We start from the raw sequence: 22,057 nt of genomic DNA on the forward strand, positions 1-22,057 counted from the left end.
CCCTCCGGGCCTACCAATGCAATTTTATGCCATTGTTTTTAAACCGTTTTTCGCAACTTTTTACCCACCGATATCAGGTGGGAAAAATCGAGTGGGAAAAATCAGTCGGGAATCGGCAACAAAAAACCCCGCCACGATGGGCGGGGCAAGACCTTTGGAGGTGCGCCGCAAAATGGCAGTAATGTGGAACGGAAGAACATACGCGGCGTGTGCGATGGTTTTCCATATCGCGCTGTGATTGTCCAGCGCGACATTGAAAAGCCTTATCGCTGATCGCCCAGGTCCTGCCGCCAGTTCATATCGTCGACCCAACCGAGCCGAAATTCCGCTGCGGCCCCAGTCTTGCCGCAGGCGCTGCAGCGCACCCGGCGCATGGTCTGATTGTGGTCATCCTTCATGTCCACCTCGACCCGGCCGTAGTGCCCGCAGCGGCACCAGATATGCAGAACATTTGGCATGACGCGAACATAGGATGTTCCCCGAAACAAAAAAGGCCCCCATCGATCTCTCGACAGGGGCCAGTCCAACAGGGAGGTAACCCCAATAGAACCCCTTACGGCGCTCAACGGGATATGCCAGGAAGCGCCTGGCGCGCATCAGCCGTAGCCGATCTCTATGTCCAATTTATGGCTGGCCCGAGGCGGAGCCGCCCCTTCTTCTGCAGGATCGGATCGTCCGACCCGAGCTGCGTGGTGATATCGTAGTAATAGCTGCGCCCCTCGACCAGGTAAGGCCCATAGGCCGAAATCGGGATGCTCACAAGCCAGATAGCGTTGCCAGCGTCTGACAGAACAACCTCTGGCGGCGCATTGAACTTCACCGAGAAATCCCCGCCGGGGCTGGTGCCGATCCAGAATGTCAGAGTTTGACTTCCGGGCGTGATGATCACGGATCCGTCGCGGTTCTTTGCAGCCACCGTGAATTCAATGGTTTCGCCGTGTTTGAATTCGTCGATATCAAGCGTTTGTGTCATGGGTCACCAATAATCTGAGGACGGGCGGCAGGTGTGCCGATGATGGCGGCGCGCGCAGCGGGCGTGCCGATGATGGCAGCACGCGCAGCTGGCGTGCCGATGATGGCCAGAGTGCCGGGTGGGACCGGGACAATCCCACCGATTGCCGTGCCGGATAGGAGTGCCGCCCCTACAGTCAGCGAACCGATGCCTGAAATTGTGCGTTCGCCTGTGGATGCGATCCGCACCCCACCCATGGTTAGCGCACCGCTGCCACTGATGTTGCCAGACAGGCCGCCTGCCCCGTCCAGCATTGCGCCGCCGAGCGTCAGAGCCGCCGCGCCAAGGATACTGCGCTCGCCCGAGGCGTCGAGCTTCACAGCGCCTACGGACAGCGCACCAGAGCCGCCTATCACGCCCCCAACGGACCCGGCAGATGCCAGAGCGGCCGGCCCCATCGCCAAGGCGGCCGTGCCGGTCACTTCGCGCTCACCTGAAGCATCCAGTTGCGCCCCGCCGGGCGACAGGGCCGCCGCGCCGGCTATCTGGCGCTCACCAGATGCATCGAGCTTTGCAGGGCCAGCAGCAAGCGCGCCTGCGCCTGAGATATTGCCGCCAACACCCCCTGCCCCATCCAGCGCCGCGCCGCCCACGGCAAGCGCGCCAGAGGCCGGGATTTCACGTTCGCCAGATGCATCAAGCTGCGGGCCGCGCATAGAGAGCGCGCCTGCGCCGATCACTTCCCGGTTGCCAGAGGCATCGAGCCGAACGCCGCCAAGAGCGAGAGCGCCTGCGCCTACCACGCTGCGTTCGCACGTCGAGGCAATCGTGGCGCCGCCGGGGGTCAGAGCGCCGGAGCCGGTAACAGATGATCCGCCCGGCGTATCGACCGTGATGACCACATAACCGGATCCGCCTGCCCCGCCGTTGGCATTCCCGGCACCGCCGCCGCCGCCACCACCGAGGCCATCTGTGCCGTCTGAGCCAGCTACGCCCCCGCCTGAGCCGCCGTCACCACCACCGCCAGCGCCGCCGAGCGGTGTTCCATCGGCTGTATCCCGGTTGCCGCCGCCGCCGCCACCAGCATAGGTGACTGACGTGCCGGTAATGCTGGATGCGGTGCCATCGCCGCCATGCGCCGGGAAAGACGCATCGTTGTGATCGAAACCGGCTTGACCGGCACCGCCGCCACCGCCGCCGCATCGCGTGGTGTTGCCGCCCGTCTGGCCCCCACCGCCGCCATCGTTGCCTTGACCTGCGGTTGCCGTGCCTCCGACGCCATCGCCGGTTACATGTCCGCCACCGCCCGAGCCGCCGTTAGAACCGCCGGGGAATGTGCCGCCACCCCCGCCGCCGCCGTCTGATCGAACGACATCAGCGCCGCCGTTGATCTGGATGAAGCTGTCGCCGCCGTTGGCACCGTTTTCTGCGGCCCCCGTCGCACCCGCACCGCCAGCGCCGACCGTGACATCATGCGCAACTGCGGTGACAGCCGTTGTGCCTTCGAGATACCCCCCGGCACCGCCGCCACCACCGCCCTTGCCATCCTCGCGGCCACCGCCGCCGCCACCAGCAACGACGAGATACCCGATATCCCCGGCACCATCGAACGTGATCGTGCCGCCGTTGGGGAACTCATAGATATCCTTGCCGCCGGAACTGGTCTTTGTGGCACCAGTGCCGGTGAAGCCGGAAACGGTTGCAGAAACCATTCAGGCGATCCTTACTTGAAGAAGTGCGACCAGCGCGGATCGGCCTGCGCCTCGGCCCGAAGCGCCTTGTCGTCCAGCACCTTGATCTGATTGCTCGGATCGTAGGTCTTGGGGTTGATGATCCCAGGAGCCACGTTGTCCATGAAGAGGAAGTTGTCGCCGCCCGCATTGATCTTCGGAATTGCGATGCCGGGGTTGTTGTCGAGGCGTGGATTGCCTTGATCGTCCAGCCATTGCGCCACACGGTTGCCGCTCCAATCGCCGCCATCGAAGTTGATCCAGGCGATGCAGTTGGTGTGCGACATGATCAGCACGTTGTTCTGGATCACCACGCCGAAATCCTTGCTGTTGGCGTCGGACCAGATGCCCTGAGCATAGCGCCCCGCCCCCTGATCCAGCAGGTTATCGCGGATCGTGATACCGTTGGCCGAGCCGATGATCTGGATCATGTCGCGGTGATCGAACTGACCGCCGATCATGGCGAAGTCATGGATGTAGTTCAGCTCGATCAGGTAATTCGAGCCATCGCCGGTATTGATGCCGTCCGAGCGGATATCGTGGATATCATTGCCGCGACATACGATATCGGTGCCGTTCAGGCCCAAACCCTTCCACCAGTGCGCGATCTCACAGGCTTCGATCAGACAGTTCCGGTTGTTGCCCCAGAAGCGAAGGCCACGGCCCTTGCCTTCGCCGGTTTCGGAATAGTCGCCCTCGATCAGACACCCGATATACCGGACATTCGTGCTGTCCTGGCACAGGAAACGGTTCGTCGCATCGCCATCGCCAGCAGCGTAGGTGTATTTCATATGCAGATCGAGCAGGGAGACATCCGAGCGGTTCACCACGTTCAGGCGCGAGAATTTCGGCATCTGGGCCGGGTCGGCAGATTGCAGCGTCACGCCCGAGGGGATGCTCGGGCAGTCACCATAGTTGCCGGTGGCAAGCACGAACGTCTCGCCACCGATGGCCGACGATAGCGCCTGCGCCAGTTCGCCGGCGTTCTGCACGTTGGCCGGGGTCGGAACGGGCTGCGGCACCGGATCGGGAATCGGATCAGGCGTCGGCTCGGGATCGGGCTGAGGTTCAACCGGATCGGGCGCTTCCTCAATGGGCACGAAGATGAGAGGCGTGAACTTCTCTTCCTTGATGTCCACCAGAACGGAGAGCGACTGCCCTTCATTTGAGATGCGCGTCGGGCGCAGCCCATCCCCCGCCGGTTGCCCGTTCGTTTCGTAAACGAGTTTGTAGTCCATTGGGAAAGCCCCTTACGCGTCTGTGGCGGGCATGGTCGTGGTCAGGCTGGACACGCTCACGGTGTCGCCCGAGCCAATCGACAGGCTCGACAGGTTCAGTTCAGCGCCCGAGGTGCCGCACAGGCCGCGCATCACCTCGGTGTTGTCCTTGTCCCGCAGGATGAAGTTGGCAGCCGTGCCGCCCGTGGCGTTCGTGTCATCGCTGATGGAGTTGGCCGTGGCCACACCGGCGGCGGCATTTCCAAAGGCAGGATCGGACAGCGCCAAAATTGCGACCTCTACATCGCCGCTGGTCTGGATCACCAGATCGCCATTGGCATCGGTCGAGCCAAGGTCGATCAGATCGACAATGGCATCACATGCAGCGTTACGTGCTGCGGCCGAGATCGTGGTGGTCATGTGTTTCTCCTGTTACCGATCTGCGTTTTCAACGTGGATTTCGGAGCCAGCTGCCCCATCGCCGCGCTGTGCCAGCCGCCACACGTCGCCCGTGTGAACGTCGAACACCTCCGATACCGCCACCAGAGCCTCAAGCGCGCGGTAGCGACCGACGCCGATCTTCTCGACGCGCTTGTAGCCCTGCGCATCGCGGGCCCAGCAATCGGGGTGCCCGCCCAGCTCGACACGCTCGGCATGCGACATCATCATGAAGTGCATCGGGTGAAGGGCCGACACATCGTCGACCTTGGGCTTACCGGTGGCCTTGTCCCGCACCAGCCCATAGCCGATGCGCTGATATTTCTCGTTTACCTTGGTCATGAAGGGTTCCTCATTCAGAAGCTCGACAGGCAGCCGTGCAATTCACAGGCTCGGTCCTGGTAGATGATCCAGCGCCCAAGATCGGGCGCATCGGTTGCGATGGTTTTCACCACCTCGGCCGGGGTATTCGGCGGCGGGCGGGATACGTCCTTGAACAGCGCGTCAGTCGCTGTCGGGCCCGGACAGCCTGCCAAGAAGTTCGCGCAGAACATCATCAGCAGAGATGCTTTCCACATCGTCTTTCTCCTGTTCAGAGGTTTCGCGGTATTCGAGCCGGGCCGCATTGCTGTCGGCGTCGATGTTGCGGCGCACGTCCTGCCCGGCGTCCCACCGGAGCCAGCCGACAAAGGCCGCAACGATCAGCGCAGCGCCGATCCACCGCCCGATCGGGCCGGTGAAGAATTTGAAAGCCGCCGTGATCCACATCAGTCCTGCCCCTGCATGTCCTGCATGACCCGACGCGCAATCTGCACGTAGCTCGACCGTTGCAGGTGGAACGGATCGTCGGGAAAGCGGTAGATCGTCAGATCCCGGTAAGCGCGCAGGTTCACGAACTGGGCCCGGCGCCAGATCGCGTAAAGGCACAAGACCGTGCGCAGGACTTCCAGCTTCCAATGGCCGGTGACATGGCTCGGCATCCAGATCCACGAGCGCGGCCCGCCCGCGGCCTCGACCAGCCGCATGATGTCCCGGTGATTGCGGGCGAACTCGATAGGCCCGATGCCTTGCAGCATGTCGTTGATACCGAGTGTCACGAGGATCGGGACCGAGCTTGGCGCCAGGTCCGCGATCACGTCAGGCGGCATGCCGCGCAGAGCGCGCAGCACATCCCGCGACGATCCGCCGGGAAATGACACCAGCGACCGGAAGGCAGTCAGCCGACCGAAACCTTCCGCCCAGCCGTGATTGCCGAACTCAAGGTTGCTGTCGCCGATTCCGACGATCATGCCAGCCCCTCAAGGCACAGGGCGCGTTCCTCGGATCGACGCCGCACCAGACCGCGCAGAACGCGGCCACCCCCCTTGTTCCACCATGTCAGCGCCTCGCACCCGCCAGCGATGTTCCCGGCGTTCAGGCGGCGCGTGGCGGTGCTTTTCCCGGCCCCGGCGATTCCCACGTTATAGGCCAGAGAGGTATAGGCCGCGTCCCGCGTCGGCGGCAGGCGATTGGCTATGGTTTCGGCGCTGAAATACTCATGCAGCCCTGCCCTATAGACCGCCACCTGGTCGGCCAGCATCGCGCGGCACTCGGCCTCGGTATAGCTGTCGCCGGGCTTCACGCCCTTGGTTTCGCCAAAGCAGACCGTCCAGACGCCCACCACATCGAGATAAGCCTTGGTTCGCAGCCCTTCCCATTTCGCGATGAGGGGCACGGCGATCTGTAGCGTTTCAGCGGCGCTGTCAGCTGCCGCAGGAGCCTCGGAGTGGATTTGCGGCTCCGGAAGGCTTAGATCGTCATAGACGGCCCAGGCGGCGATCAGGAGCGCCACCAGCGCCACGATCCACGGACTTCGCAGCCGGTTCCGGTCGATGCCCTGATCCTTGATCCGGCCAAGACCACCATAGGCCAGCAGCAAAAGGCCACCCCAGCCGCTGATATAGGGCGACATGATCTGCATTTCCCAAAAGAAGTAAAAAATCTCGGGGATGCCGAGAAGAGCAAGGCCCAGATAGACCGCCCACATCGAATGCGATCGCCAAAGGATCGACTTCCAGTTATCAACAAGTCTCACGATGTTGCCTCCATGATGATAGCGATGACGATGAGCGCCCAGACGATGGCAGACGCCACCAGCCGAGCGCGCTTGTATCCAGTCGAACGGACGATCTTGCGTGTCATTTCTGGCCTCCCGTCATGACCCGCACCAAAACGGACACGAGGGCAGGCCTGATCTTCTGCACCGCGTCATGGCCGAAATACGCGACGGCAAATGACGTGCCGGCCAAACCGAGCGGATGAGTGATCCAGCCCGCATTGGCCAAGGTGGCAGCGAGGATCGCGCCCCCGATAATGCCGATGATGCAGTTGAACACCGCCACGCCAATGGCATCGCGCCAGCGCCACGGGTCCAGTTCGGTCGCGGCCAGAATTGCCCCGATGATCGCGACCACGATGGCCAGCCAGCTGGTGCCGTGGCTGGTCAAGAACGATCCGGCCACGCCAAATGTGCCGAGCGCCACCGGCCCGACCACTTCCGTCGATTGCTGCATGTCTTCTTTCCCGATTTGGCAGTTTCAGTTGCCCCCGGCTGTGCCGGGACTGGCCAGGCTCACGCGGTTGCGCTCTCGCACTGGCAGGTTACTTCACCCCGTAAACGACGAACTCACCTGCGCTGAAATTCCCGTTGAAGGCTCCCAACCCGTTTCGCTCAAGTGTCACCGCGGTCGATACCGTCGTGATGCCGGAATCCTCGGAACTGACATAGGAGCCATCGCTCTGCGAACGGATGGTGCAGGTTTGGATGCCGTTCGTGAGGTCGATCTCGGCAATGCCGCTGAATCGGGTGTTGTTGGCTAGAGACGGCAGGATTGTCAGGCCGTTGAAAACGATCTCGGACGGATCGGAACTCGCAACGGTGCCGACCCTGATCCTGTTGAAGGTGACACGCAGAAACTTGTAATCGGTGAGCGTCATGCCGCTGAGCGATACTGATCCCCCGCTGGTCGTGGCCTGTGTTCCGATGGCGGTCATGCCGCCCCCGGCAGATCCCCATTTCGGCTTGGTCAGGGATGCGTCATAAATCAGGGCCTGGCCATTGGTCCCGGCCGGAATGCGCACCAGAGCCGTGCCGTTCCAGTAGAACATGTCCCCTGCCGCCAGACCGCCCGGAAGCGACGTCAGCGGAATGTCGGTCGAACCGTCGAACAGCATCAGCGTGAACGATCCGCCGCCATTGTCCTTCGACCACAAGCCACCAGCTGAAATACCGGTCGGCCGTGTTGCCCCCGCCTGGTTGGTCTTGTGGGCGGTGTCGAAATTGTTCAGGCGACCAACAAGGTCAGAGCCATCCTCCGTGTTGACATTGACCTGCCCGATCCAGTTTTGCGTCATGCCTGTTCCCTTCCGTAGCCTCGGGCCACCCAGTTGAACACCACGTCAATGCTGGTGTCGCTGGCGTTGAAAAACTCCACGTCGAAGCCGGTGCGGCTTTCATTCGTGACTTGCGCGTAACCGCCGCTCGGCAGGTTGATCGGGGAGATCACCACCGCGGGGGTTTCCCGGAATGCCGGGGTGTAGGTCACGCTCAGACCCCCGGTCCCGCTGGACACGCCATCGGTGCCTTCCACGCGATCCGGCATGTCGAGCACGAACTCCAACAGCGAGACGCGCGGCGTGGTGTCGGTGCGATCCGAGGTCATCGACACCCGGAAATTGAAATACCGCCCGAGATAGTCGCCGCCGGTCAGCGGCTTCCAATCCGTGCCACCGGTCGGATCGCTGTCCGAGAACGCCACTTCGACGGTCAGCCCCCACGAGTCCGGGTTCGACGGTGCCAGCGATGCCAGGTTGACCAGCACCGGCCAGTTCGCGATCACGTCATTCGGTGAGAACGCGCTCGCCTCGATATTGGGCGTGATGCGCACCGGATACTTGGCCCCGAGATCTACGGGCGTGTCCGATGTCCATGTGCCGGATGCCGGATAGTTCCCGCTCCCGTCTGGCAGGAGGCGAAGCTCGCCGGATACTACCTCGGTGTCGCTGAACGTGCCCGAGAAGGTCGGGCTGACTGTCTGGGTCGCGGCTGCGTTGGCGGCTTTCAGCTGCTGGCTGCTGATCGTGACCGATGCCGCCGTGGTGCTTTTCTGCCCGCCACGGTCGACCCACTTGATCATATAAGTCCCGGCGCGGGCAAAGGCGCTTTCGGTCAGCTTCGGATACGGCACCTTGCCGATCAGCGTCGAGGCGTTCCAGCTGCCCGAGGCGGCGCTGGTGTAGCGGATCTCGACATGGCTCATGTCCAGCGCGGTCGGATCGTCCCATTGCATCTGGACGAACCCCTCCGCCGGCACGACCTGCCAGCCGGTCACCGTGCTTGGCGGAACGTCGCTGATCGCTGCGGTAATCACCCCGCCATCGACCCAGCCCCGGAACTTGCCGAGATCGCCAACGGCGCGGACCTCGAGCCGGTAATCCTGCCCGGTTTCCAGAGGCCCGGTATAGATCGCTGGCGAGCCGGGGATCTGCATGTCGCCATAGGCCCATTCCGAGCCATCTTCACGCCGCCAGCGCAGCTGCAGGCTCGCCCCGACGCTGTCTTGCGAGGCAAACGGATCGAGAAACAGGGCCGCGCGGGCTTGCAGCGACCCGCCTCGCTCGATCTGGGCCGTGTTCTGATCGCTGACGATGGTGCGCACAACCGGGCGCGGCGGACCGAAATTCGGATTGCTGCGCGCCACGGTCACGATCGGCAGATATGGTGGGATTGTCCCACTATCCGCATCCAGAACCGCAGGGGCGGCCGGAACGCCGGTCAGGCGGGCCGATCCGTCCGGGTTCGGGTAGACGCCGGTGACCAGCACCTCCATCGTTTCCTGTGTGGCTTCCTCCACGACCACGAGATCGCCATTGGCAATGTCGGTATCGTTGATGGTGCCGGAAAACACCGTCCAGACCCCGGCGGATAGCTGGGCAAAGACCTCGTGGCGCGTCCCATCGTCCTGCCGAACCGTCAGCCTGTAATACTCGGTCCCGAGTTCGAAGCTCTCGTCGAGCGTCATCGTGTCGACAACACCGCCGCTGCTGGTGAAGGACTTGAGCCGCCCGGCCCCAACACCGATGCTCGGCACGTCATGGACCAGCTGCACCTTGTCGCCGCGCGTGACGCGCATCGCCTCCCAGTCGGAGTTCCACTCGAACTGCTCGGGACGCAGGATCGCTTGCGCGAGGTGATACCGGGCCAGGCGCCAGGCGTTGCCTTCGTCATTCTCGCTCTCGGTCACCACCACGCCCGGCAGGGGCAGCGTCTCGATCTCGGTCGCGGTCAGGGCGTTGTAACCGTCGGCATAGACCGTGATTTCATCCTCCTGCCATTCCAGCCGCTCGGACACGACCTTGCAGCGAAAGGCGTGGATCTCGCGCGGGAAGGTCACCGCCCCCTTGAAGCCCCACGAGTTGCGCGGGCTAAACACCTGCCGGATCGGCCCCTGCGCTCCGTCGAGGATCACCGAATATTTCAGGTCGGCCAGCGTTTTCTTGGCGCGGCCCGTGGCGCAGATCAGGTCCAGCACCTCGGCAAGCTGCGTTCCGGTGTCCACCACCGTGTCGCAGGTCCAGTGCGTTTCCTCGTCCGCCCAGGCTTTCAGCGCGTCGAGATCAATCCGGCTGTCGGGCACCGGGCGGCGCAGATGCGGCCCCTTGATCGCGTCGGCGAAGATCCACGCCGGATGGCGCACCCTCTGCGGTGCGGACCACGACGATCCATCCCAGACCGGCGCCATCTGGTGCGCGATCATGTTGAGCGTATCGACCTGCCCGTTCAGCTCGTCGCTGGCCTTGAGGCGAAACGCGATCTCGGCAATGCCGTCATGGCTGGGCAGCCCCCCGGAGCGGATCGAGCGAATACCGGACAGGTAGGAATCGTCGAGGATGTTGGTCTGGCCGAGCTGCACGCTGTTGCGGTTGACGCGGATTTCCCATTCGCCTTCGGACGGCAGCGCGATCTGCTTGGTGAACCGCAGGAGCGAAGTCGACGCCCCGCGAAACACCTCGCCGCCAGCGTCGATCCATGTGGTGTCGCCGACCTTGCGATATTCGAAGCTGAACCCGATCGCGCCGGGCAGGGTGTTGTTGTCGCGCAGGAACGCCAGGCCTTGTGGGAAGGTGATATCCACCGCGGCGGATCGCGTTGCCTCCCGCGTGGTGCGAATGATCGGCTCGTCCTTGTTCAGTTTGACGTTGTAGGGATCCTCGAAGATGTTGTCGGGCATCAGGGTCAGCGCTTCGGTCCCGGTGCGCCATGCCACCGTGATCCCCGACAGATCCGGCATCAGCGACAGCGTTTCCGTCTGGTCGACATTCAGGAACTCGATCTCGATACCTTCGAACTCGGTGATCGGTGTCGTGCCGATGCGAATGTCGGACAGCGCCACCGGCCCCCACCCCACGGCCACGCGACCGCGATAATAGATGTCCTGGCCGACCGTCTCGGTGTAACCGCGCGCCGATTTCGGCGGGAACAGGCGATAGCGGCCGAGAACCTTTGGATAGATGCCGTAGCGGTTCTCGGTGTTGCGAACGCCGGTCACCGAATAGTTCTGCGGCGTCTCGAACTGCGGTGTCTGCTTCTGGCTCGGCGGCGGGATCAGGGCCTGCACCAGAAGCGCGCCCACGATGGAGATCCCGGCCACGGCCAGCGAGAAGGCGAACGATCCAGCCGCGAGGCCGAATACCGATGTGGCGATGGCCGGGGCCGCCGCGCTCACCACGGCCGCCGCGATTGCACCGATGGCCGGGCCTTGCAGCGGATAGCCGATCTCGACGCGGGTGCCTTCCTTGGGGCGCACCCTGCCCCACATATCGGACGGAACAACCCAGTGATGCCCGTTGCGGATCACCACGGCCACCGGCAGGCCCATCCGTTCCGGCAGATCGTGCTGTGCAACGATCTCGGCCACCGTCATGCCGACATAGGCCTTGCGATAGCTGGCGCGCGTCTCGAGCGGATGGCGCTGCGCGACAGTGGTCAGTTCAGCCTGCATATCGGTAGATGCCCTCGACCCGACCGCGCCAGCGCGTCGATCGGAAGTTCTCGATTGTCGATGATCCCGCGTCCGCATCCGTGTGCAGCATTTCGCGGGCGTTGATGGCGTAGGCGACGTGCAACACGCGGCCCATCATTCGGATCAGCAGCGCGTCACCCTCTTGCGCGGTGTCGACCCGCGCCCAGCCGGGCTTGTGCGCGTCCACGACGCCGCTGCGATGCGCTTGCGTGGCGGTGCAGGCCGGATCGGGCAGAACGCGCCCCTGCCGGGCCTCTTGCAGCGCCAGGAACAGCCCGAGGCAGTCATAGGCAGGCCCCCGCCCCAGCTCGGCATAGGGCAGGCCGATCCACGCATCCGACCACATTTCTCAGAACAGGCCCGGCGCCGTCGATGGTGTCATTTCGAGGTAGCCGAACTGCTCCTCGAGGATCGGCTCGATCCCCATCGTTCCGCTGATCGTCTGCGCGTCGTATTCCGCCGCCTGGATTTCCAGATCGAGCGGACCGACCTCGATCGTGTCGGGCTGGCTGGCCAGCACCCAGACCACATAGGCCGAGATCGGTCCACGCACCTGCCGGAGTTGCACGATCAGCTCCTGGCTCACGTTGTCGGCGGTCCAGCGCAGGACCGGGATCCCCTGATCCTCGTCGTCGGGGAGCGAAACCTCGAAGGCGTAAGGGCTGTAGACCTCGCCGCCATGCGTGATCTCCTGCCAATCCGGCACGAACCGCAGATCCGTCGCCCAGTCGGTGTGCGACAGGCGCATGAGCGGCAACAGAACCTCGCCGCTTTCCTGCGCGTGGATCGCGTTCAGGAATACCGGGCTGAAAACCCTCATGGCAGGATCTCCAACTCGGCCGAGATGCGATAGGATCGGCCAGATGGACTGACTAAATAGCTTCCGACAAAACGAAATGTCTTGCTTGTGCAGTCAAGTGGATCGACTGCGGAAAAACTTAGTGAACCCATTGCTAGTGTCGTATCGAAAAACGTTTCGAACGTTACAAGCTGTGCTTTTGATAGAAACGGCGTGACCCCGGTAAAGTTCTTTGTCGCAGCAGTGAAACGACGCCTGACCTTTTGCGGCCCGGAGCTCATTTGAGTTCGGATGACTGCGTCAACCGGACCACTACGGGAAAGGTTTCCGTGTGCGACGAAGAATGGAACTGTGGAAGGCCAAGTTGCCATCATACCCCCCGTGGTCGAGGACGAAGACCAAAACGATCACGCATGGCTGCATCAAGACCTCCCGAACGCAAATTGTCGGCCTGTGCCTTGCGCAGGAAAACATCGACCCGACCATGCGACTGCTGGACTCTGGTTTCGCCATCACTGGCATTTTCGTGTATGTTCACGGTTAACTGCTGCTTTCCACCTCCGGATCTAGCACCGGACAGTTGACGAACATCAGAGGCATTGACGATCTGCCCGTCCGTGCGCGGCACAAACAGCTCGCGGCCATGCTCACCGACCTGGTAGGCTTGCCCTGCCCTCACCGGCCCACCTGTCGCGCGCCCGAAGATGCCACCAAAGATGCTGCCGAGGATCCCACCGCCGCCGGACGTGCCGAACACGCCAGCAAGCGGGCCATCTCCAAAGAGCGCCGCCTGCAAAGCGGCCTTCGCCAGGGCCTTGGCCAAATCCTCAAGAACACCGGACAGGCTTTCGCCCTCGATGATCGCGTCGAGAAACCCGTCTTTCAACTGGCTCTGCATGTCGTTCAGGAATTGGGTTTGTTCAGCCGCGCGTTCCTGTTCCTGCGTCAGCCGGCCAATTGCAGCGGCCTGCTGGTTGATCTCTTCGCGCAGCGTCAGGCCTGTTTCTGCCTGTTGGGCGTCCAGATCGAGGTTGCGGCGCTTGGCCTCGGCCAGCAGTTCCCACTTTGCCTGCAGCTCGGCCACACGGCCCTGAGTTTCGCCCAGAAGTTCGCGCTGTTGCTTCAGGCGTTCGATCTGCTCATCCGTGGCATCGAAGAAGCCAGGCTCGCCCTTCTTGCTGCGACCACCGCCCCCGCCGCGCGAGGAACTCGGATTTAGCGCGCGCACAGCTTCGCTGCGACGGCTGCTAAGAAGCACCTTGTCACGGGCTTGACTCACCTCGGCCTGCAACCCAGCCAGAGCCTGCTGACGCAACCCGGCGGGGCCCTGCATGGCGGCCTGAAACTCAGCACTCGATCTGATCTCAGCTTCACGTCGCGCCGCCGCTGCGTCGGCCTTGCTGCCTCCGCCTTCAAGTGCCGCGACCTCTGCCCGCAGACCTGCCAGATTGGCAGAACCGAGGTTGCTCACGAAGTCCAGCGCCGCCTGGGCGGCGCGGCTCACCTCGTTGGCAAGGTTGGATGCTTCAGCCGCCGCCGTAGCCGTCGCCGAACCGGCGTTTTCCGTGACGGCGAGATACGACAGCATGCCCTGCTCGGATTCAAGGATCTGGCGCAGGGTTTCCTCTTGCGCTTCGGTCAGCTCTCCAGTCGCATTGACGGCCTCGAAGTAGAGCTCTCGAACCTTGGTCAGGGCCTGCACTTGCTCTTCGTTCGTGTCAGCGTCTCGCAGACGCACCAGCGCAGCCAGAAATTCACCAGCAGCCTCATCTGACAGTTGCAGCTCTTCTTTCACTCGGCGGATCGCAGGCTGAACCCGATCGATGATCTCTTGTAACTGCTCGGCCTCAATGATCCGTGCGCGCAGCTCCGAGTCGCTGAGCGTCGAAATACCCTGCGCGTTCGTCGGCGTTCTGTTCAGCTCTGCCAATCTGGCTTGGGCTGAACTGTAGGATCGTGCGTATTGTTCAGTGACACCACCGAGCGTGCCGAATTGATCTGCGATGCCGATGCGCGCATCTCGCAGGGCACCCATCGTATCCAGCTTTTCCAGATCACGCTGAGCGTTGAATAGGCGACGGGCCTCATCGGCGAGGTCTCCGTATTCTTTCCGCAGGTCGCTGGTCGGGCGTGAGGCATTCTTGGCGGCTGCTTCATAGCGTTTGACCGATTTGCCAAGCTCTTCGACCGTTTTTTCCAGTTCTTCGGCGTTTTTACCGGCTGTAAGAAACTCCACGGCCAACGGCAGCAGCGCGCCCGCGACAGCACCTGCCGCGATCCCAAGCGTCCCGAAGCCGAGCGTCAAGTCCGGCAACTGAATTGCCAACGCCCGCAACGGATCGCCTGTTGCACTTGCCTGCTGTGCGACCTGGCTGAGCTGAAGGCTGACGTTTCGCATGCCGCCGCGCGCAAATCGATTGGCGGACTGGTCCACATTCCGAAATGACTGCGAGACCCGCGTGTTGGATTTGCGCCAGTTATTTTCCGTGCGCTTGGCCGATCGAAGAGTCTCAGCCTCCAACTTTGCGAGCTGCTTAAGGTAACGCTGTTCGGTGACGCCAATTTCGGCCAGAAGGCCGTCTTGCTCTTGTGCCATCAGAAACCCTTGATGCCCATTTCGCGCAAGCGGTGATCCTCGATATCCGAAGGCTCACCACTGTCCTTGTCCGTATCGCTGCGGAACCCTTCGGCGCATGCCGAGAATTCCCACGCGCTCATTTCGTTCACCTGTTGAGGTGTGAACCCCATCACTGCGCCGTTTCGGTAGATGTGGGAGAACCGCCATTTTCCGGGGCTGACGTTGTCACCCCCTCGCCCTCCCCCACCGGATCATCCTCCGGTGCGAAAAGTGCACTGGCCAAAACAGCGATGGCCGTAAGCTTCAGTCCAATCAGGTCGCCCTGATCGGCGATCCGTGTCACCAGCGGGCCAGCATCGCCATCAGGCATGCCGCCACCGATCAGACCAAGACGGATCGGCTCCAGCACATCATCAACATGCCAACGCCCCAGGCGAAGGCGGTTGAACACTTCCTCCGGCCCGGCATTGCAATTTTCCTGCAAGGCACGCAGCCTGCCGAGCGGAAGGGCGAACGGATGTTCGCCCCCCACCCAGCTCAAACGGACTGTGTCCATCAGGCCTTGGCCGTCCTGGTCGGCGTGCCATCGAACTGCAGCTCGATCGATGCGCTGACCTTTTGCCCTTTGGTGCGGGCGTTGTTCAGGCTCGCCAGGAGCGCCATTCCCGTCTCATACTCGGTTTCGCCACTCGCGGCGTTCAGATTGCCGAGCCTGGCATCCTTGGCCGCGCTGGAATAGAACCAGTCCATCATCGTGCCATGGCTTTCCTGCGCCCAGACACCGCTTGCCGAAACTGAGACTTCAATGCTGCGGACCTGCTTTTCGAGGCTCAGCGGCAGGGTTTCATCGGCGCAATCCGGCACCTCTGCGGTGTCGATATTTGACGTGCGGGTGATCTCGACATCGACCAGCCCGCACAGCTTCGCCCAGGTGGTGCCGCCGTCATCACTGACCTCCAGCACCAATTCAGAGAACTTTTGGGTAGTTGCCTTCGCCATGGGTAGGCTCCTTCTGTGGGATGAGGGACGCCATCACGGCGTTCCGGTCTCGGCCTTGCCCAAGGGCCAAGATATGGGCATGAACGGCTCAGCCGTCCGTTTTGTCCGGCGTTTCCACCGATTCCTTCTTTCGCGTCGGTGCGACGATCTCAGCCGCACCAGAGGCCACTGCCAGTTCGATGCACTCGCGCGGAAAGCTCTGTGGATCCGGCGAAGCCTTGATCGACCAAGCGACATTCCGGGTCTTCGAGCGAATTTCAGCGTCTCGATGGAAAATTGCCTTTGGCATGCTAATCCTCTTTGTTCAGATGACAGACTTCGAAAGGAACGATATGTCCGCAAAACTCATTGCACCGCTTGTTCTGGCTGCACTGCCATACAGCGCTATCGCGCAAAGCAACGCCGAAATCATTTCCAGTGGAAAGATCATCAGCTCGACTTCACTGACCGATTTCGAAGTTCCGAAACATGGCTCCGCCTCACCAACCGGTCTACGCGTGCACGAACTGTTCGTCATATATGACGGCAAGCTGTTCTTGTGCCACTTGACCGCAGACAAGGCGAAACGCGACTTCCCGCGCGCTACATGCTTCGGTGACAGGTAAAAACCCTATAGCTGGTTTGCCTTCTTTATCGCCCGCCGCAGGATGCCTTGAAGGCGGCTGCGAATGCTTTTCTTGTTGGCGCGGATGGTAGGCCAGAAATATGGCTGTGCCGTGATCCGCCCGACCTCTCGACCCGTTGTTTTTTGCACCCTCAAGTTTGTCCCAAATTCGAACCATGCAGCCACCGCAGGGAACCCCGCCGGATATTCACTGGTGGCCGCCGTCGCGAAGATCGTGATTTTCAGGGTCTCGTATCCCTGCTTCCCGACCGATCCGAGGGTCACTGATCCGCGCGGCGCATCGCCCCATGTCCACCCAATCTTGATCGTTTCCGGCAGCGGATTCAGAAGATCAATTTCCGCAACCACCTCATCGCCTATCCGTTCAAGACCCCTTGCGAGCCTCTCGTGGATGATCTTGGGCGCTTCGCGAAACTTCCGACGAAACTTGGCAACGCCCTGAACCATCAGGCTTCCTCGATATCCGCCGTGACCTGCACGACGCCATGTGTTGTCAGACCGTCCGGATCGTCGAACACCCGAACCAGCACGACACGGATCTGCACCAGCGCATTCACCGCCAGCGTCAGGTCCGCCTCGTGCAAAGCGGATTTAACCGCATCGACAAGATCAGAGCATTGATCTTGCTTGCCATGCTCACGCGACCAGCAATCGAGCTGGAGCGTATGGCTGCGCCCCGTGATGCACTCGGCATCGTCAGGCGTAATATCCACCGGCCCGAAGGTGATATCCGGATAGGTCCGGCTGGCCGCAGGCGGGGGCTTTGGATACACACGATCGCTCACGAGGGCCGAAACGCCAGCATCGGCCTTCAGCGTGGCCTCTACGAGCTGGCGGACCTCTTTCGTCGCGCTCATACCGCAACCCCGCTTTCGGCAGTGATCTCCAACCACGCCCGATCATCGGTCGGCACGATGGTTCGGATGTTGTAGACCGTCCCGTTGCGGGCATCCTTCAGCACCCAGTCCGTGGTGATCGTGTCCGCCTTCGATCCGCGCCGGATGGTGGCAACGATTGGTTGCTTCCCGTCCAGGCGGGCGGCCATGACAACCTCCGAGCCGCGCAGGTAGCGGAAGTGCGCCCGGCAGCTGTAGGCCCCTTCTGTCCAGCCGTCCTGCACGCCCTGTGCGTCATAGGACGGCGCGTCGAAGGTGATCGCATTATGGAGATCGCCAGCCCTCACGGTGCAACCCTTCGGTATGGCGCGATCAGCGCATTGAATGCGAACGGCAGTGTTTCAGCATCTCCCGTAATGCCCCTTTGTTCATACCAATGGGTCGCAAGCTGCATGATAGCGACACGCAAGGACCAGGGCACCGATTCCGGGGCTCCGTATCCAGCGGTGAACGTCACCGAAACCGGCAGTTCGCGATCGCTGTCGAGGCTCGGGCGGCTGAACGCATCCTTGAACACGATCTTGGATCCTCGCTCAGCATTCACGATCTCATAAAGACCGGCATCGAGGGTTTGCTCAGCCCCATCCGCACCGAAGTATTTGACCATCGCAGCCGAGACATCCGGAAACGGCAGGCTCAGGCTGGCCTTCCACATCTCATGGTCCTGTCGCCAAACCTGTTCGACCAGGCAACGGCCCAGAATGCCGGCATATCCGTCGCAGTAAGCCACAGCCGCATTGACCAGGGCTTCCATATGTTCGTCATCGTCGGAGAAGTCGACGGCACGAGCATGCTTCTTGATCTGGTCCAGCGAGACAGGACTCTGCGCTGGACCAGTTATGCGAACCGGCGGGACCATATCAGGCCTGATCGGCCTGCGGGTTGTCGTGGCCGTAGCCGAGCATGGCCGTCGCCGCGATCGGTGTGCCGGTGCCATGCGTGCCGGAGAAGGCAGCCAGCAGTTTCAGGTAGCGTTTGCCACCGACATAGCCAAAGCGATAGACGCCAGCCGTCGCATGCGCAGCGGTCAGAGCCTTCACGATGCCACCATCTGCGACAGAATCGATCCCAAGCACGTCATTCACGGTGACAGCCTCATAGGTCGAGTCGTCATCGGAATGCGTCAGCTTGAACTCGATCTTGTTCGTGCCGGAGAAGGTGATGCCACCGGCGCCAATGGCCAGGACGAATTCCGCCGCGTCATACCCCTGAAGGTCGATCGCGGGCGGGGTGTTGTCGGCGTCGAGGGTGGCCGCGGCAATCGCAACCAGAGCCTTCGTGCCAGAATGGAGGTCTTTCATGGAACTAACCCTTTCTGAGAGTTGATGGAGGCCGGGGCGGCCTATCACCGCCCCGGCCGATCAGGTCAAACCTTCACTCGCCCGATCAGGTCGAGATTTTCAGGTGCTTGATCGCTTCGAAGTTCTGCACCCCGCCGCCGACACGCTTCGTGGTGTAGAAGTGCACGTAGGGCTTGTTGGTAAACGGGTCGCGCAGAACACGGATGCCGAAGCGATCGATGATCAGGTAACCGCGCTTGAAGTTGCCGAAGGAAATCGGCAGCTTGCCAGCGGCAACGGAGTCCATGTTGTCATCGGTGCGGACAGGCTTGCCGAGGATCGTCGGAACCTCGGCGGTGCCAGCGGGCGGCGCCCAGATGAAGTTGCCGTCAGTGTCCTTGAACTTCCGCACCTTGCCCATGGTTGCATCCGACATCAGCCAGGTCGCGCCGTTGCGATACTGCTGCTTCAGGGCATAGTAGAGATCGATCAGGCAATCGGCCGGGCTGACAGACGTGGTCGGGGCCACGAAACCATCGGCCTTGCCGGATGCGATGAACCCGATCTTTCCCCAGGCGTAATTGGAATTGGCCACGGTATCGTAGGCCATCACACCGCGCGGCTTGTTCACACCATCGCCGGAGATGAAGGCCAGGCCTTCCTGTTCGGCAAACTCGGTGGACACTTCGTTGGCAAGCCATTGCGCAATATCCAGCCGGGCATCGTCCAGCGACTTCTGGGTCGCGGCGGGGTTGGCATAAAGCTCCTGGGTGTTGAAGATCAGCTCACGAAGGTTGGGCGTGGCCGTTTCCGGACGCGCTTCCTTCTCGCCAACCCAGCCAGAACCGGCACCCCCCATGCTCACCAGCTTCTTGTAGGTATCCGTGCCGATGGGCATCACGGTCGCGAGTTCGCGCATCGCAGAAACGGTGCCGACCACGCGGTCGATTTCCGAGGCCATTTCCTCGGGAACAAGATAGCCGCCATCCGGATCGCTGTCCGTGGACAGGGAGGCCTTGACCTCGAGTTCGTGCAGATCGGCATCGATCGCGCGATCACCGCGACGGAACCACGAATTGAACGCGGTCTGGTGTTCAGCCACGGCAGGATCGATCTGTCCGCCACCGTTGCCGCCGGTGCGCAGCGCCGCCATGGTCGCATTCACCTCATCGAGCGATGTCTGCAGCGAGCTGATTTCCGAGTTGATCCGATCGATCTTCTCGGAGCGAACAACGTCCTGCTGGCCCTTCTTCAGATCTTCGATTTCGGCGTTGCGCTCGGCCTTGAACTCTTCGAACGCGGCCTGCATCTGAGCCAGAATTTCCGCAGGGTTCGATGCGTCCGCACGAACCGCTACGATCCCGCGCGCTTTACGCGCCGGGTTGAGAAAGTGTTTGGTCATCTGGGTGCTCCTTTATGACCTCATTGCGGTGATGAGCTGCGCGGCGGCAGCCGTCCAATCGTCAGCGTCGTGCGTGACGGGAGGGGCAGCGTTCTGCGTGCCCCCCTTGATATCGCCCAGAAGCGCACGGCGTTCTGAGCGAGGCATGCCGGCCTTGGCCAGCAAGGTGTCCACCTTCTTGGTGGAATTCTGTGCGCGGTTCTTTTCCTCGCCTTCGGCGACGGCATCGGCTGGCAGGAGACCATCGGCAAGCCCGGCCTCGACGGCCTGCTCACCGTTGAACCATTTCTCCTGGTCCATCCATTCCGCGACCTTTGATTTCTCGACGCCGGATTGCGCGGCATAGACAGCCGCCATCGCATCGTCGAAGGGTTCAAGCACATCGGCGGCATCGCGCATGTCATGGCGGTTCCCGATCGCGATCACCCACGCATTGTGGATCATCAGGAACCCGGCACGGCCGATCTGGATGTCATCCCCGGCCATCGCGATAACCGAAGCCGCCGATGCCGCAAGGCCGAGGATACGCACGTTTACCTTCTGGCTGTGCTGGCGCAGCAGGTTGTAGATCGCGACACCTTCGAAGAAGTCGCCGCCCGGCGAATTGATGTCGACGAACACTTCCTGATCGCCAATCCGGCGCAACGCCGCCGCGACACGCTTCGATGTCACGCCCTCGCCCCAGATATCCTCGCCGATCACGTCGAGAATGGTGATCGTGTTCTCCGGTGCCTGGGCGGACTTGATGCCGGAACTCCAGCGGTCCAGGGCCTGCGGATCGGCCTCGAATGCGAATGTTTCGGGCATGCGCCCGGCCTTGATCTCAGGAAGGCTCTTTAGGGTCATTGCCGTCTCCGTTGTTGTCTTCGATTTGACCAGCTGTATTCGGCGGGTCGTAGTAGACATCGCCGTCATCGCGCGGGTTTTCGTCCTCTCGGGCGCGAACCTCGTTCGGGCTGTAGACACCCCACTGCAGCATCTTCACGTAGTGGTCGGTTCTGGTCTTGATGTCGCCGCGAACCAGGGCGCGGCGGTTGAACTTGGCGTAGATGCTCGGATCCGTGATCAGATCCTTGTTGATCGTTTCTTCCCAGGTCGTGAGGTAATCTTCGAGCGTGTAGGTGACGAAGCCGATCGATTGCTGTTCGATCCCGCTGCCCCAACTCGTGGTCTTTTCGGTGTCGCCAATCATGTGCGGCGGAACCCCGAAGAACATGGCGATATCGGAGCGCGAGAATTTTCGGCTTTCGATCCACTGGGCATCCTCGGATGTCATGGAAAGCGCCTCGGTCGACATTCCCTCTTCGAGGATCAGTGCCTTGCCTTCGCTCTCACCGCCCTGGCGATAAGCGTCGAGGCTGGCGCGCAGGAATTCCTGCCCTTCCTTGCCGAGCTTTTCGGGATGCTTCAGCACCATGCTCGGCCGCGCCGCATTCTTGAAGGTGGTCGAGCCATGCCGCTCCTGGGCCATGCTGAGACCGATGGTTTCGCGAGCGTAGGTGATCGCCGAAACGCCGAGAACACCGTCAAGTGTCAGGCCAACGAGATGGAAAACGTCCTTCTGATCGAGCCGAACCTCGCCACCGTCACGACGCCGATAGGTGTAACGCAGCGACAGATCGTCCAGCTGGTCGACCTTCATGCGGTCGGGGTGCAGCGGCAACAGGCCGATCACCCGGCCACGAGACCACACGATCTGGGCATAGGCATTGCCGCGCAGCAGGAGATGGGCCTGCAACATGCGCTTGAACTGAGACGGCGTCTGCCACGAATTTGGTTTGCGCCGGAGAACATTCCAAAGCGGCAGATCGGGACGGTTCTGGCGGACGTCATCGCTGACACGCTCCTTCACATCGATCGGAAGGTTCGCGGCAGGTCCGGAAATCAGCCGAACGCACGCATAGACTGCGGCGACACGCATCGCCGTATTGGCGTTCACCGGCATGCCGGCGGCGCTCGACATTGCCTGTGAACGGATCACATCAGCAAGTTCATCTGGCGTGGTGACCTGACGGCCGCCATCGTTCGGCTGAAACGCGGCCCGAGGACTGCGCAGCCAGTTCAGAAATCCCATGCGATA

Annotated in this window: 29 protein-coding genes; 2 read left to right on the forward strand and 27 right to left on the reverse strand. The window is 62.0% G+C overall.

All coding sequences use genetic code 11. The annotated features are described in order from the left end of the window. Positions 1-238: hypothetical protein (locus KPG71_RS18640; protein WP_216340090.1), on the forward strand; the 238-nt coding region annotated here is incomplete at its 5' end. A gap of 25 nt (positions 239-263) precedes the next feature. Here the strand turns inward: KPG71_RS18640 and KPG71_RS18645 are convergent. The 19 genes from KPG71_RS18645 to KPG71_RS18735 form a co-directional block, all read right to left on the reverse strand. Beyond that, complete coding sequence (locus KPG71_RS18645) at positions 264-458, reverse strand: hypothetical protein (protein ID WP_216340092.1); 195 nt, start codon at positions 456-458, stop codon at positions 264-266. A 155-nt stretch (positions 459-613) separates the two neighbouring features. Further along, complete coding sequence (locus tag KPG71_RS18650) at positions 614-973, reverse strand: hypothetical protein (RefSeq protein ID WP_216340094.1); 360 nt, start codon at positions 971-973, stop codon at positions 614-616. Beyond that, a complete protein-coding gene (locus tag KPG71_RS19795; RefSeq protein WP_216340097.1) occupies positions 970-2,664 on the reverse strand; it encodes a glycine-rich domain-containing protein in 1,695 nt (564 codons plus the stop codon). The genes KPG71_RS18650 and KPG71_RS19795 overlap by 4 nt, the downstream gene beginning before the upstream one ends. A gap of 11 nt (positions 2,665-2,675) precedes the next feature. Next, entirely contained in the window at positions 2,676-3,920 is a 1,245-nt protein-coding gene (locus KPG71_RS18660) for a right-handed parallel beta-helix repeat-containing protein (RefSeq protein ID WP_216340100.1), read from the reverse strand. A 12-nt stretch (positions 3,921-3,932) separates the two neighbouring features. After that, positions 3,933-4,319: a hypothetical protein gene (locus KPG71_RS18665; RefSeq protein WP_216340102.1), complete on the reverse strand. Its 387-nt coding sequence runs from the start codon at positions 4,317-4,319 to the stop codon at positions 3,933-3,935. Positions 4,320-4,331: 12 nt separating this feature from the next. After that, positions 4,332-4,679 carry a hypothetical protein gene (locus KPG71_RS18670; RefSeq protein ID WP_216340104.1) on the reverse strand — a complete coding sequence of 116 codons (348 nt, stop codon included), beginning with the start codon at positions 4,677-4,679 and terminating at the stop codon, positions 4,332-4,334. Positions 4,680-4,841: 162 nt separating this feature from the next. Further along, positions 4,842-5,105 (reverse strand): hypothetical protein, encoded by a 264-nt coding sequence (locus KPG71_RS18675; protein ID WP_216340106.1) that lies wholly within the window; start codon positions 5,103-5,105, stop codon positions 4,842-4,844. Continuing rightward, positions 5,105-5,626, reverse strand: a complete 522-nt coding sequence (locus KPG71_RS18680) for a hypothetical protein (RefSeq protein WP_216340107.1) — start codon at positions 5,624-5,626, stop codon at positions 5,105-5,107. The genes KPG71_RS18675 and KPG71_RS18680 overlap by 1 nt, the downstream gene beginning before the upstream one ends. Continuing rightward, a complete protein-coding gene (locus tag KPG71_RS18685) occupies positions 5,623-6,411 on the reverse strand; it encodes a lysozyme (RefSeq protein ID WP_367397395.1) in 789 nt (262 codons plus the stop codon). The genes KPG71_RS18680 and KPG71_RS18685 overlap by 4 nt, the downstream gene beginning before the upstream one ends. A gap of 103 nt (positions 6,412-6,514) precedes the next feature. Further along, positions 6,515-6,889: a hypothetical protein gene (locus tag KPG71_RS18690; protein WP_216340109.1), complete on the reverse strand. Its 375-nt coding sequence runs from the start codon at positions 6,887-6,889 to the stop codon at positions 6,515-6,517. Between the two features lie 88 nt (positions 6,890-6,977). Further along, entirely contained in the window at positions 6,978-7,730 is a 753-nt protein-coding gene (locus KPG71_RS18695) for a hypothetical protein (RefSeq protein WP_216340111.1), read from the reverse strand. Next, positions 7,727-11,377, reverse strand: a complete 3,651-nt coding sequence (locus KPG71_RS18700; RefSeq protein WP_216340112.1) for a host specificity factor TipJ family phage tail protein — start codon at positions 11,375-11,377, stop codon at positions 7,727-7,729. The genes KPG71_RS18695 and KPG71_RS18700 overlap by 4 nt, the downstream gene beginning before the upstream one ends. Further along, entirely contained in the window at positions 11,367-11,744 is a 378-nt protein-coding gene (locus tag KPG71_RS18705) for a peptidoglycan endopeptidase (protein ID WP_216340114.1), read from the reverse strand. Before KPG71_RS18705 ends, KPG71_RS18700 begins: the two co-directional genes overlap by 11 nt. A 3-nt stretch (positions 11,745-11,747) precedes the next feature. Further along, positions 11,748-12,218 carry a DUF1833 family protein gene (locus tag KPG71_RS18710; RefSeq protein WP_216340116.1) on the reverse strand — a complete coding sequence of 157 codons (471 nt, stop codon included), beginning with the start codon at positions 12,216-12,218 and terminating at the stop codon, positions 11,748-11,750. 349 nt (positions 12,219-12,567) lie between these two features. Then, positions 12,568-14,793 carry a hypothetical protein gene (locus KPG71_RS18715; protein ID WP_216340118.1) on the reverse strand — a complete coding sequence of 742 codons (2,226 nt, stop codon included), beginning with the start codon at positions 14,791-14,793 and terminating at the stop codon, positions 12,568-12,570. Further along, complete coding sequence (locus KPG71_RS18720) at positions 14,793-14,945, reverse strand: hypothetical protein (RefSeq protein WP_216340120.1); 153 nt, start codon at positions 14,943-14,945, stop codon at positions 14,793-14,795. The genes KPG71_RS18715 and KPG71_RS18720 overlap by 1 nt, the downstream gene beginning before the upstream one ends. Further along, positions 14,945-15,331: a gene transfer agent family protein gene (locus KPG71_RS18725; RefSeq protein WP_216340122.1), complete on the reverse strand. Its 387-nt coding sequence runs from the start codon at positions 15,329-15,331 to the stop codon at positions 14,945-14,947. Before KPG71_RS18725 ends, KPG71_RS18720 begins: the two co-directional genes overlap by 1 nt. Continuing rightward, positions 15,331-15,774, reverse strand: a complete 444-nt coding sequence (locus KPG71_RS18730) for a phage tail tube protein (RefSeq protein WP_216340124.1) — start codon at positions 15,772-15,774, stop codon at positions 15,331-15,333. The genes KPG71_RS18725 and KPG71_RS18730 overlap by 1 nt, the downstream gene beginning before the upstream one ends. A gap of 88 nt (positions 15,775-15,862) precedes the next feature. Then, the gene (locus KPG71_RS18735) at positions 15,863-16,063 is read right to left on the reverse strand and encodes a hypothetical protein (protein WP_216340127.1); all 201 of its coding nucleotides are present in this window, start codon (positions 16,061-16,063) and stop codon (positions 15,863-15,865) included. Between the two features lie 19 nt (positions 16,064-16,082). Between KPG71_RS18735 and KPG71_RS18740 the strand changes: the two genes are divergently transcribed. Continuing rightward, positions 16,083-16,379, forward strand: coding sequence for a hypothetical protein (locus KPG71_RS18740; RefSeq protein ID WP_216340129.1), 297 nt, complete (start codon positions 16,083-16,085; stop codon positions 16,377-16,379). A 5-nt stretch (positions 16,380-16,384) separates the two neighbouring features. Here the strand turns inward: KPG71_RS18740 and KPG71_RS18745 are convergent, their stop codons facing one another. The 8 genes from KPG71_RS18745 to KPG71_RS18780 all read right to left on the reverse strand — a co-directional run bounded on the left by KPG71_RS18745 (position 16,385) and on the right by KPG71_RS18780 (position 22,051). Continuing rightward, positions 16,385-16,846, reverse strand: a complete 462-nt coding sequence (locus tag KPG71_RS18745; RefSeq protein WP_216340131.1) for a hypothetical protein — start codon at positions 16,844-16,846, stop codon at positions 16,385-16,387. Continuing rightward, the gene (locus KPG71_RS18750; protein WP_216340133.1) at positions 16,846-17,256 is read right to left on the reverse strand and encodes a DUF3168 domain-containing protein; all 411 of its coding nucleotides are present in this window, start codon (positions 17,254-17,256) and stop codon (positions 16,846-16,848) included. Before KPG71_RS18750 ends, KPG71_RS18745 begins: the two co-directional genes overlap by 1 nt. Next, positions 17,253-17,582 carry a head-tail adaptor protein gene (locus KPG71_RS18755; protein ID WP_216340135.1) on the reverse strand — a complete coding sequence of 110 codons (330 nt, stop codon included), beginning with the start codon at positions 17,580-17,582 and terminating at the stop codon, positions 17,253-17,255. Before KPG71_RS18755 ends, KPG71_RS18750 begins: the two co-directional genes overlap by 4 nt. After that, positions 17,579-18,232, reverse strand: a complete 654-nt coding sequence (locus KPG71_RS18760) for a head-tail connector protein (RefSeq protein WP_367397396.1) — start codon at positions 18,230-18,232, stop codon at positions 17,579-17,581. Before KPG71_RS18760 ends, KPG71_RS18755 begins: the two co-directional genes overlap by 4 nt. After that, the gene (locus KPG71_RS18765) at positions 18,156-18,596 is read right to left on the reverse strand and encodes a hypothetical protein (RefSeq protein ID WP_216340138.1); all 441 of its coding nucleotides are present in this window, start codon (positions 18,594-18,596) and stop codon (positions 18,156-18,158) included. The genes KPG71_RS18760 and KPG71_RS18765 overlap by 77 nt, the downstream gene beginning before the upstream one ends. An 85-nt stretch (positions 18,597-18,681) precedes the next feature. Continuing rightward, entirely contained in the window at positions 18,682-19,977 is a 1,296-nt protein-coding gene (locus KPG71_RS18770; protein WP_216340140.1) for a phage major capsid protein, read from the reverse strand. A 12-nt stretch (positions 19,978-19,989) separates the two neighbouring features. Further along, entirely contained in the window at positions 19,990-20,823 is an 834-nt protein-coding gene (locus tag KPG71_RS18775) for a head maturation protease, ClpP-related (protein WP_216340143.1), read from the reverse strand. Beyond that, positions 20,801-22,051 carry a phage portal protein gene (locus tag KPG71_RS18780; RefSeq protein WP_253196382.1) on the reverse strand — a complete coding sequence of 417 codons (1,251 nt, stop codon included), beginning with the start codon at positions 22,049-22,051 and terminating at the stop codon, positions 20,801-20,803. Before KPG71_RS18780 ends, KPG71_RS18775 begins: the two co-directional genes overlap by 23 nt. Positions 22,052-22,057: the final 6 nt, after the last annotated feature.

The sequence above is a fragment of the Roseovarius sp. PS-C2 genome (assembly GCF_018862045.1).
Taxonomy (GTDB): Bacteria; Pseudomonadota; Alphaproteobacteria; order Rhodobacterales; family Rhodobacteraceae; genus Roseovarius.